An 11,104-nucleotide genomic window follows, 5' to 3' on the forward strand; every position below is an offset into this window, starting at 1 on the left:
CAGGTCGATAAAGCGCTCGGCGGTTGGCTGCGGTTCATGGTTGGCCAACCCGGCACGTTCGTTGGCCTCGATGATCACGTATTCAGGCTGCCCGGCATCACGCACCATGAAGTCCAGCCCAACCACCGGAATCTCCAGCGCCCGTGCAGCGCGCACGGCAGCGTCGGCCAGCACCGGGTGCAGGCGTTCGGTCACATCTTCCAGGGTGCCGCCGGTGTGCAGGTTGGCGGTGCGCCGTACCGCCAGGCGCTGCCCGGCTGGCAATACATCGTCATAGGCAAAGCCCGCTGCACGCACTGTGCGCTCGGTTTCGCCGTCCAGCGGAATGCGGCTTTCGCCACCGGTGGCGGCCTGGCGGCGACGGCTCTGGGCCTCGATCAGCTGGCGGATGCTGTGCTTGCCGTCACCCAGCACCTGGGCAGGGTGGCGAACGGCCGCGGCCACCACCTCGTAGCCGATTACCACGATGCGCAGGTCGAACCCGGCATGGAAGCTCTCCAGCAGTACGCGGCTGTCGAACTGGCGGGCGTGCTCAACGGCGCGGGTGATCTCGTCAATGCAGGTCAGGTTCACCGCCACGCCTTGGCCTTGCTCGCCATCGACCGGTTTGACCACCACCGCGCCATGCTCGTCGAGAAACGCCAGGTTGTCGTCTGCATTGCCGGCCAGCTGCTGCGCTGGCACCTGTAGCCCGGCGTTGTGCAGGGCATGCTGGGTCAGGCGTTTGTCCTGGCACAGGGTCATGGTCACGGCACTGGTCAGGTCGCTGAGCGATTCACGGCAGCGAATGCGGCGCCCGCCAAGGCTCAGGGTGAACAGGCCGCCAGCGGCGTCATCCACCTGCACGTCGATGCCCCGGCGCAGGGCCTCATCGACGATGATGCGGGCGTAGGGGTTCAGCTCGGCCTCAGGGCCCGGGCCCAGGAACAGCTGCTGGTTGATGCCGTTCTTGCGTTTGACCGCAAAGGTGGGCAGGTTGCGAAAACCCAGCTTCTGGTACAGGCGCTTGGCGTGGCGGTTGTCGTGCAAGACCGACAGGTCGAGGTAGGCCAGGCCACGGCTCATGAAGTGCTCGATCAGGTGGCGCACCAGCACCTCGCCTACGCCGGGGCGGGTGCAGTGCGGGTCTACAGCCAGGCACCACAGGCTGCTGCCGTGTTCCGGGTCGTCGAACGCCTTGGCATGGTTCAGGCCCATGACGCTGCCAATCACTGCGCCACTGTCTTCGTCCTCGGCCAGCCAGTACACCGGGCCGCCCAGGTGCCTGGGGGTAAGCAGGTCTGGGTCTACCGGCAGCATGCTGCGTGCCTGATACAGGGTGTTGATGGCCTGCCAGTCGGCCGGGTTTTGCGCCCGGCGCACGCGAAAGCCGCGGAACACCCGCTGCGCCGGCCGGTAGTCGGTAAACCACAGGCGCAGGGTGTCGGACGGGTCAAGGAACAGCTGCTGAGGGGCCTGGGCCAGCAACTGCTGCGGCGCGGCCACGTACAGGGCGATGTCGCGCTCGCCAGGGCGTTCGTCCAGCAGCTCTTCGGCCAGGCTGACCGGGTCGGGGTAGGTATGGCCGATCAGCAATCGACCCCAGCCACAGTGCACCGCGCGAGGCTGGTCATGGGGCTGGCTGCCATCGCCGGCCAGGCGCGCCTGCAGGCGCTCGTAGGACGGCGCCTGGCCGCGCAACAGACGCTGGCCGTAAGCGATTTCATGGGCTTTCATGGGTTAGATTCCTTGTTCGCTCAACCACAGGTTCAGCGCTGCCAGCTGCCACAGCTTGGAGCCGCGCAGTGGGGTGAGCTGGCCGTGTGGGTTGCTCAGCAGGCGGTCGAGCATGGCCGGGTTGAACAGCCCACGGTCCTGGCTGGGGTCGGTCAGCAGCTCACGCACCCAGCCCAGGGTGGCGCCTTCCAGGTGCTTCAGGCCCGGTACCGGGAAGTAGCCCTTCTTGCGGTCAATCACCTCATGGGGAATTACCCGTCGTGCTGCCTGCTTGAGCACCTGCTTGCCGCCATCGGGCAGCTTGAAGCGCGCCGGGATACGTGCCGACAGTTCCACCAGGCGGTAGTCGAGGAACGGTGTGCGCGCCTCCAGGCCCCAGGCCATGGTCATGTTGTCCACACGCTTGACCGGGTCGTCCACCAGCATCACCGTGCTGTCCAGCCGCAGGGCCTTGTCCACTGCGTCGCGGGCACCGGGGCGGGCGAAGTGCTCGCGCACAAAGTCGCCGGCGGCGTCGGTGTCCAGCAGCCAGGGCGCCTGCACGGTGTCGCGGTACTCGGCATGGCTGCGGTCGAAGAACGCGTCGCGGTAAGCCGCAAAGGCGTCATCGGCGCCGTCCACCTGCGGGTACCAGTGATAACCGGCAAACAGCTCGTCGGCGCCCTGGCCGCTTTGCACGCCCTTGCAGTGCTTGGCCACTTCCCGCGACAGCAGGTAGAAGGCGATGCAGTCGTGGCTGACCATCGGCTCGCTCATGGCGCGGAATGCAGCCGGCAACTGGTCGATGATCTCGTGTTCGGCAATGCGCAACTGGTGGTGGCGGGTACCGTAGTGTTTGGCGATCAGGTCGGAATACTGGAACTCATCGCCACGTTCGCCACCGGCATCTTCGAACCCGATGGAGAATGTCGACAGGTCGTCCACGCCGACTTCGCGCAGCAGCCCGACCAGCAGGCTGGAGTCGACACCGCCGGACAGCAGCACGCCGACGTCCACTGCAGCACGTTGGCGAATGGCCACGGCGTCGCGGGTGGCGTCGAGCACGCGGGTGGTCCAGCCTTCCAGATCAAGCTCACGCTCATCCGGGTTGGCACCGTATTTCAGCTGCCACCAGGTCTGGCGTTCCACTTCGCCATGGCGGTCGACGCGCATCCAGGTGCCGGGTTCAAGCTTCTGCACGTTGGCCAGCAGCGTGCGCGGCGCGGGTACCACGGCGTGGAAGTTCAGGTAATGATTGAGCGCCACCGGGTCGAGCATCGGGTCGATATCGCCACCCTTTAGCAGCGCTGGCAAGGTCGAGGCAAAACGCAGGCGCTCGCCGTTGCGCGACAGGTACAGGGGCTTGACGCCCAGGCGGTCGCGGGCCAGGAACAGGCGCTGGTTGTCGCGCTCCCAGATGGCCAGGGCGAACATGCCGTTGAGCTTGGGCAGCAAGGCTGCGCCCCAGGCGTGATAGCCCTTGAGCAGTACTTCGGTGTCGCCGTCGGACCAGAAGCTGTAGCCCAGGTCCTGCAGCTCCTGGCGCAGTTCGGGGAAGTTGTAGATGGCACCGTTGAAGGCCAGTGACAGGCCCAAGGTGTTGTCGACCATCGGTTGCGCCGAGCCGTCGGACAAGTCCATGATTTTCAGGCGTCGGTGGCCGAGGGCGATCGGGCCTTGGCTATGGAAGCCCCACGCATCCGGGCCGCGAGGCGCCAGGTGATGGGTGATGCGCTCTACCGCAGCCAGGTCGGCTGGGCGAGGGGCTTGGTCGAGGGGGGTGAAACGCAACTCTCCTGCTAATCCGCACATAAGTCCTTACCGGTTTTTCCGTTGGGGAGGGGGCGCCCAGGGTTAGGGCACCTTAAGGAACTGACCGGCGTGCTTTTTGAGAGTTTTAGAACGATTTGTTATATGGGGCCGCTGTGCGGCCCAATCGCCGGCGGCCCCCGGCCGATTACTTCCCCCGAATCAGCTTACGCAAGGCAAACCGGTTCGGATGACACGCCTCTGCCACTGCCCGGGGCAACGGCAGCGGCTCCCCACATACCCAGGCCGCCACCAGCTCGCCACTCAGTGGCGCCGTGATCAACCCGCGCGACCCATGCCCGCTGTTCACATACAACCCATCCAGCCAAGGGCAGGTCACATCCGGCACCTGCCGCGCATCCCGGCTCAGCACCGCATAGGTTTCGGCAAATGCCTGTCCATCCGCTACCGGCCCCACGATCGGCAGGTAGTCCGGGCTGGTACAACGGAACGCCGCGCGCCCCTGCAACTGCTCAGGGGCCAACCCAACTGTGCCCAGGCGCTGCGCCAGGTCGAGGGAAATCTCGTTCAGCAACGCCAGGTTGCCCTGGTGCTCGGCCACCGTCGGCGCCAAGTCTTCGCTGTGGAAGTCAAAGCTCGCGCCCAGGGTATGTTCATCCTCGCGTGGCGGCGCCACGTAGCCCTCCGCGCACACCACGGTGCGCAGTGCCCGGCTGCTGGCGGTGGCCGGCAAGCGGGTGATCTGCCCCCGGATGCGCTTGAGCGGCAGCTGCGCGCAAGGCTCGAAGCGCTTTACCTCGGCGGCACTGGCCAGAATCACCACGGGCGCGCTGGCGATCAGGCGGTCACCCGCCCAAGCCTGCCACTGCTGGTCGACCTTGCGCAGCTCGAGCACTTCCTGATGGGTGACCAGTCGAATCCCTGGGTGCTGCAGTTGCTCCTGGCACAACGCAGGTGGGTGCACCCAGCCGCCTTCGGGGTAGAACAACCCCCCGGCCGGTAACGCCACCCCGGCGACGGCTTCGGCCTCCGTGCGCGGCAGTGCGTGCAGCAGGTTGTGGTCGAAGGCGGCGGCCAGCTTGCCCTGGCGCTCAGCTTCCTTGCTGTCGAAGGCCAGTTGCAGCACCCCGCAAGCCTCCCAGTCGCGGCCACGCTGCAGGCGTTCAAGCTGGCGCCGGGTGTAGCCGAAACCGGACAGGATCACCTGCGACAGCGCAGTGCCATGGGCAGACAGCTTGAGGTACAGCACCCCTTGCGGGTTGCCTGAAGCTTCCTGTGCCGGGGCACCGTGGCGCTCCACCACGGTCACCTGCCAGCCGCGTCGGGCCAGGCTGGCGGCCGTTGTGCTGCCGGCGAGCCCGGCACCGATCACCAGCGCCTCGCGCGGTCCCTGCGTAACGGCGGGACGCGCGTACCAAGGTGCCCCTGGGCTGGGCTGGGGGCCGACGTAGGCGCCGCTCATCACTTCCCACTTCTTGCCGATGCCCGGCACCTTCTTCATGGCGAAACCGGCGTCGACCAGGCTGCGGCGGACCCAGCCGGTGGTGGTGAAGGTGCCCAGCACAGTGCCCGGCTGCGACAACCGCGCCAGTTGCGCGAACAGTTCCGGGGTCCACATCTCGGGGTTTTTGGCAGGAGCGAAGCCATCGAGGAACCACACATCGACCTGCGCATCGAGTTGCGGCAGTTGCTCAAGTACGTCGCCGATCAGCAAGGTCAGGGTGACCCGGCCATCGGCGAAGGTGAACTGCTGAAAGCCCGGGTGCACTGCCACATATTGCGCCAGCAATGGCTCTGTGTAGGCGGCAAGCTCCGGCCAAAGGCGCACTGCCCGGGCCATGTCTTCGTGCCCGAGAGGGTATTTCTCGACACTGACGAAGTGCAGGCGGGCGTCGCGGTGCGCGTGCTGGTCAAACAGCTGCCAGGCGCAGACAAAATTCATGCCGGTGCCAAAACCGGTTTCGCCGATCACCTTGCAGGCATGCGGCGCCAGGTTGGCAAAGCGCTCGGCCAGGCGGGTCTGGCCCAGGAACACATGCTTGGTTTCTTCGATGCCTTCGTTGACCGCGAAATAGACGTCGTCATATTGCCGCGAGTGGGGGCGGCCCTGGTCGTCCCAGTCGATTTGTGCGTGCTGGAGGAGGGTGGACATGGTTGGCTCGGTTGCAGCGGATGGCGGGATTTTATGCCATACCCGCTACCTGTGGGAGCGCGTTCACTCGCGAAGAGGTCAGTACAGGCAGAAATGAAATCCGCTAGTCTTGCTTATCCATTGAAGGAGCCAGTGCATGTTCGAATCCGCCGAAATCGGCCACAGCATCGACAAGGAGGCTTACGACGCCGAGGTACCCGCTTTGCGCGAGGCCCTGCTCGAAGCCCAGTACGAACTCAAGCAGCAGGCGCGCTTCCCGGTGATCGTGCTGATCAACGGCATCGAAGGCGCCGGCAAGGGTGAGACGGTAAAACTGCTCAACGAGTGGATGGACCCGCGCATGATCGACGTGCTCACCTTCGACCAGCAGACCGACGAAGAGCTGGCCCGCCCGCCCGCCTGGCGCTACTGGCGGGCTTTGCCGCCCAAGGGGCGGATGGGCGTGTTCTTTGGCAACTGGTACAGCCAGATGCTGCAGGGGCGGGTGCACGGGGTGTTCAAGGATGCCGTGCTTGATCAGGCCATCATGGGCGCCGAGCGCCTGGAGCAGATGCTGTGCGATGAAGGTGCACTGATCATCAAGTTCTGGTTCCACCTGTCCAAGAAGCAGATGAAGGCCCGGTTGAAGTCGCTCAAGGACGACCCGCTGCACAGCTGGAAGATCAGCCCGCTGGACTGGCAGCAGTCGCAAACCTACGACCGCTTCGTGCGCTTTGGCGAGCGCGTACTGCGCCGCACCAGCCGCGATTATGCGCCGTGGCATATCGTTGAAGGCGTAGACCCGAACTACCGCAGCCTGGCGGTGGGGCGTATCTTGCTGGACAGCCTGCAAGCCGCGCTGGCCAACAACCCCAAGGGCAAGCACCAGGGCAACGTGGCACCGCTGGGCCGCAGTATCGACCAGCGCAGCCTGCTCGGCGCCCTGGACATGACGTTGCGCCTGGACAAGGCTGACTATCAGGAGCAGTTGGTCACCGAACAGGCCCGCCTGGCCGGCCTGCTGCGCGACAAGCGCATGCGCCGGCACGCCCTGGTGGCGGTGTTCGAAGGCAACGATGCTGCCGGCAAGGGCAGTGCCATCCGCCGCGTGGCGGCGGCGCTGGACCCGCGGCAGTACCGCATCGTGCCGATTGCCGCGCCCACCGAGGAAGAGCGCGCGCAGCCCTACCTGTGGCGGTTCTGGCGGCATATTCCGGCACGCGGCAAGTTCACCATCTTCGATCGCTCCTGGTATGGCCGGGTGCTGGTGGAACGGGTGGAGGGCTTTTGCAGCCCGGCGGACTGGATGCGCGCCTACAGTGAGATCAACGACTTTGAAGAACAGTTGGTGAATGCCGGCGTGGTGGTGGTGAAGTTCTGGCTGGCGATCGACCAGCAGACCCAGCTGGAGCGCTTTCAGGAGCGTGAGCAAATCCCGTTCAAGCGCTACAAGATCACCGAGGACGATTGGCGCAACCGCGACAAGTGGGACGACTACACCCAGGCGGTGGGCGATATGGTCGACCGGACCAGCAGCGAAATTGCGCCCTGGACGCTGGTGGAGGCCAACGACAAGCGCTGGGCGCGAGTGAAGGTGCTGCGCACTATCAATGAGGCGCTGGAGGCAGCGTTTGCCAAGCACAAGAAATAGGCCGGGTGCTGGTCTTGGGATTTTTTTGCGCCCGTGACATCGAGCGCCGCGCGGGCGGCGCTTGATGTCACGGGCGCAAAAGCTCGCAAGCCCCAGCCATGCCCCAAAAGAATGACCTGATGAATTCTTTTCTCGGCACCCACCCCCGTCACTGCCCTCCAAGCCCGTAGAATTCAATCACCCCCACCACGGGCTTGACCGAGGACACTATGCACACCACTTCCGGCCGCTGGAGCTATGGCCTGTTCCTGGCACTTCTGACCGCGCTGCTCTGGGGCATCTTGCCGATCAAGCTCAAGCAGGTACTGCAGGTGGTCGACCCGATCACCGTCACCTGGTACCGCCTGCTGGTTTCAGGTGGTCTGCTGTTTGCCTGGCTGGCAGCCCAACAGCGCTTGCCCTCGTTCACGCGCCTGGCCCCCAGGGGCAAAGGCCTGGTAGTGGTGGCTGTGCTTGGCCTGATGGGCAACTACGTGCTGTACCTGATCGGCCTCAACCTGCTCAGCCCCGGTACCGCGCAACTGGTGGTGCAGGTCGGCCCGGTGCTGTTGCTGGTGGCCAGCGTGTTTGTGTTCCGTGAGCGCTTCAGCCTGGGGCAGGGGGTGGGCCTGCTGATTCTGCTGGCGGGTTTTGGGCTGTTCTTCAACCAGCGCCTCGAAGAGCTGCTGACCTCACTGGGTACCTACACCACCGGCGTGCTGACCATTCTGCTGGCCACCAGCATCTGGGTGTTCTATGCCCTCAGCCAGAAGCAACTGTTGACCGTGTGGCATTCACAGCAGGTGATGATGGTGATTTACCTCAGTTGCGCTGCGCTGCTCACGCCTTGGGTACACCCACTGGAGGCGTTGCAGCTGACCCCGGTGCAGGGCTGGCTGTTGCTGGCTTGTTGCCTGAATACGCTGGTGGCCTATGGCGCGTTCGCCGAGGCGCTGGCGCACTGGGAGGCGTCGCGGGTCAGTGCCACCCTGGCGCTGACCCCGCTGGTGACGTTCGTTGCGGTGGCGGTGGCGGCACGGGTGTGGCCGGAGTACGTGCAGGCCGAAGACATCAATGCCCTGGGCTATGTAGGGGCGGTGACCGTGGTGTGCGGCTCGGCGCTGGTGGCGCTGGGGCCATCGCTGGTGGCCAGTTGGCGTGCCCGCAAGGCGCGATTGGCCCAGTTTCACTGAGCGTTTTGTGGGAGCGGGCTTGCCCCGCGAACACCGGCGAAGCCGGTGCCATGCACCGTGCGGTCCCCTTCGCGGGACAAGCCCGCTCCCACAGGTTCACCACGGGGCTGAATGTTGTGCTACCCCTGTGGGAGCGGGTTTACCCGCGAAGGGGCCAGCACAGACTATAGATGACTCAGCCCTTGCCACCCGGTGCCAGCATGTTCTCCGGCCGTACCCATTGGTCGAACTGCTCATTGGTCAGGTACTTCAGCTCCAGTGCAGCCTCGCGCAGGGTCTTGCCCTCGCTATAAGCCTTCTTGGCAATTTCCGCCGCCTTGTCGTAGCCAATATGCGGGTTCAATGCCGTTACCAGCATCAAGCCACGCTCCAGGTGCGCGGCCATCTGCTCGGCATCGGGCTCGATGCCCGCCACGCAGTGCAGCTGGAAGTTGCGGCAGCCATCGGCCAGCAGTTCGATCGACTGCAACAGGTTGTGGATGATCACCGGTTTGAACACGTTCAGTTGCAAATGCCCCTGGCTGGCGGCAAAACCGATGGCCGCGTCGTTGCCCAACACCTGGCAGGCCAGCATCGACAGCGCCTCGCACTGCGTCGGGTTGACCTTGCCTGGCATGATCGAGCTGCCCGGTTCGTTGGCTGGCAGGCGCACTTCGGCCAAACCGGCGCGCGGGCCGGAGCCCAGCAAACGCAGGTCGTTGGCGATTTTCATCAGCGCCACGGCCAGGGTTTTCAGGGCGCCCGCCAGGCTGGTGAGTGGTTCGTGGCCGGCGAGGGCGGCGAACTTGTTCGGCGCCGTGACAAAGGGTAGCCCGGACAGCGCCGCCAGCTCGGCGGCGATGGCTTCGGCAAAACCGTGCGGGGCATTCAGCCCGGTACCTACGGCGGTGCCGCCCTGGGCCAGTTCGCACACTGCCGGCAGGGTGGCGCGGATGGCGCGCTGGGCATAGTCGAGCTGGGCGACGAAGGCAGACACCTCCTGGCCGAAGGTAATCGGTGTGGCGTCCATCATGTGGGTGCGGCCAGTCTTTACCAGCTTTTGGTGGCGCCCCGACAGCTCGGCCAGCCCCGACGACAGTTCGGCGATGGCGGGCAACAGGTGCGCGTGCACCGCCTGCGCAGCAGCAATGTGCATGGCAGTCGGGAAGCAATCGTTGGAACTTTGCGAGCGATTGACATGATCGTTGGGGTGTACTGGCGCTTTGCCGCCGCGGCCCTTGCCGGCCAGTTCGTTGGCGCGCCCGGCGATCACTTCGTTGACGTTCATGTTGCTTTGCGTGCCGCTGCCGGTCTGCCAGACGACCAACGGGAACTGGTCGTCGTGCTGGCCACCGAGCACTTCGTCGGCGGCTTGTTCGATCAGCCGCGCGATGTCGGCCGGCAGGTCGCCGTTGCGGTCGTTGACGCGTGCCGCGGCCTTCTTGATCAGCGCCAGGGCGTGCAGCACCGCGATGGGCATGCGCTCCTTGCCAATGGCGAAGTTGATCAGCGAGCGCTGGGTTTGCGCACCCCAGTAGGCGCCTTCAGGAACTTCGACCGGGCCCAGGCTGTCTGTCTCGATACGGCTCATTCTGTACTCACTCCTGTGTAGTTCGAAATCGCAGTTTAGGCCTTGATTCGACCGAGCGGTTCCGTCGCTCGTCGTGCCACTTGAGCACATCGCCACCACGGCGCAGAATGCTCTACTCTGAGGTACCCGCCTCCCTCTCCTTGAAGGAAATGCAATGACCCGTCTCCGTGTCCTTTGTGCCGCCGTTGCCCTGGCTTGCGCCAGCGGCCAGGTGCTCGCTGCCACCGCCAGCCATAACGCTGCTGCCGAGAAATTCCTGACCCTGGCCAACGCCGACAAGCTGGGCACCCCGGTGTACATGCAGGTCCAGCAGATGTTCGCCCAGCGCTTTGCCCAGACCAAGGCCCCGGCCGCCAAGCAGCCGGTGCTGGAAAGCTACCAGGCCAAGGCCAACGCCGCGCTGGACAACGCCATCGGCTGGAACAAGCTGAAGCCGAAGATGGTCGACCTGTACACCCAGACCTTCACCGAACAAGAGCTGAAAGACCTGGTCAAGTTCTACGAATCGCCGCTGGGCAAGAAAGTACTGCGTGAAATGCCCAAGGTTACCCAGCAGTCGGCCCAGTTGACCCAGCAGAGCCTGGAGCCAGCAGTGCCGGTGGTGAACAAGCTGCTGGAAGACATGACCAAGGAACTGGACCCTAACGCAGGCAAGGCCGCCGTTCCTGCCAAGAAGTGAGCACGCCGCGATGACCATGCAACAGCGCATTGAACAACAGCTGGGTGCCTTGGCGCCGCAGCACCTGCAAGTGCTCGACGAAAGCCACATGCACAGTCGTGGTCAGGAGACCCACTACAAGGCAGTGATCGTCAGCGAGCAGTTTGCCGGGTTGAACAGCGTCAAGCGCCACCAGAAGGTGTACGCCACCCTGGGTGAGCTGATGCAGCAGATCCATGCCCTGGCCATCCATACCTACACCGCAGAAGAGTGGGCCAAGGTCGGCGCAGCGCCGGCCTCGCCGGTGTGTGCCGGCGGCGGGCACTGAAACCTTTCTGTTGTTCTGGTAGAATCCTGCAAAATCCGGGGGCCGCTTTGCGGCCCTTTCGCGGCACAAGGCCGCTCCCACAGGAACCGCACTCGCCATCGGGTTACGCGGTCCCTGTGGGAGCGGCCT

Annotated in this window: 8 protein-coding genes; 4 read left to right on the forward strand and 4 right to left on the reverse strand. The window is 64.9% G+C overall.

Features of this window, described 5'->3' with window-relative positions:
- From ngg to mnmC, 3 genes are all read right to left on the reverse strand, one after another.
- Window positions 1-1,716, reverse strand: a 1,716-nt coding sequence (gene ngg / locus ACK1VC_RS19045) for an N-acetylglutaminylglutamine synthetase (RefSeq protein WP_449118017.1), incomplete at its 3' end; no start/stop codon positions are given.
- Between the two features lie 3 nt (window positions 1,717-1,719).
- Window positions 1,720-3,507, reverse strand: coding sequence for an N-acetylglutaminylglutamine amidotransferase (locus ACK1VC_RS19050; protein WP_016485339.1), 1,788 nt, complete (start codon window positions 3,505-3,507; stop codon window positions 1,720-1,722).
- Window positions 3,508-3,652: 145 nt separating this feature from the next.
- Window positions 3,653-5,617, reverse strand: a complete 1,965-nt coding sequence (gene mnmC / locus ACK1VC_RS19055) for a bifunctional tRNA (5-methylaminomethyl-2-thiouridine)(34)-methyltransferase MnmD/FAD-dependent 5-carboxymethylaminomethyl-2-thiouridine(34) oxidoreductase MnmC (protein WP_197884545.1) — start codon at window positions 5,615-5,617, stop codon at window positions 3,653-3,655.
- 136 nt (window positions 5,618-5,753) lie between these two features.
- Between mnmC and pap the strand changes: the two genes are divergently transcribed.
- Together pap and ACK1VC_RS19065 are read left to right on the forward strand one after the other, a co-directional pair.
- Complete coding sequence (pap, locus tag ACK1VC_RS19060; RefSeq protein WP_016485341.1) at window positions 5,754-7,247, forward strand: polyphosphate:AMP phosphotransferase; 1,494 nt, start codon at window positions 5,754-5,756, stop codon at window positions 7,245-7,247.
- A 209-nt stretch (window positions 7,248-7,456) separates the two neighbouring features.
- Entirely contained in the window at window positions 7,457-8,419 is a 963-nt protein-coding gene (locus ACK1VC_RS19065) for a DMT family transporter (protein ID WP_095117069.1), read from the forward strand.
- 175 nt (window positions 8,420-8,594) lie between these two features.
- Here ACK1VC_RS19065 and ACK1VC_RS19070 read toward each other — a convergent pair whose 3' ends face one another.
- Window positions 8,595-9,989, reverse strand: coding sequence for a class II fumarate hydratase (locus ACK1VC_RS19070; protein ID WP_016485343.1), 1,395 nt, complete (start codon window positions 9,987-9,989; stop codon window positions 8,595-8,597).
- Between the two features lie 154 nt (window positions 9,990-10,143).
- On the opposite strand from ACK1VC_RS19070, the gene ACK1VC_RS19075 reads away from it, so the two are divergent.
- Window positions 10,144-10,668 carry a DUF2059 domain-containing protein gene (locus ACK1VC_RS19075; protein WP_016485344.1) on the forward strand — a complete coding sequence of 175 codons (525 nt, stop codon included), beginning with the start codon at window positions 10,144-10,146 and terminating at the stop codon, window positions 10,666-10,668.
- 10 nt (window positions 10,669-10,678) lie between these two features.
- A complete protein-coding gene (locus ACK1VC_RS19080) occupies window positions 10,679-10,975 on the forward strand; it encodes a BolA family protein (protein WP_016485345.1) in 297 nt (98 codons plus the stop codon).
- Window positions 10,976-11,104 lie beyond the last annotated feature (129 nt).

This window comes from Pseudomonas sp. XP2, assembly GCF_053557975.1.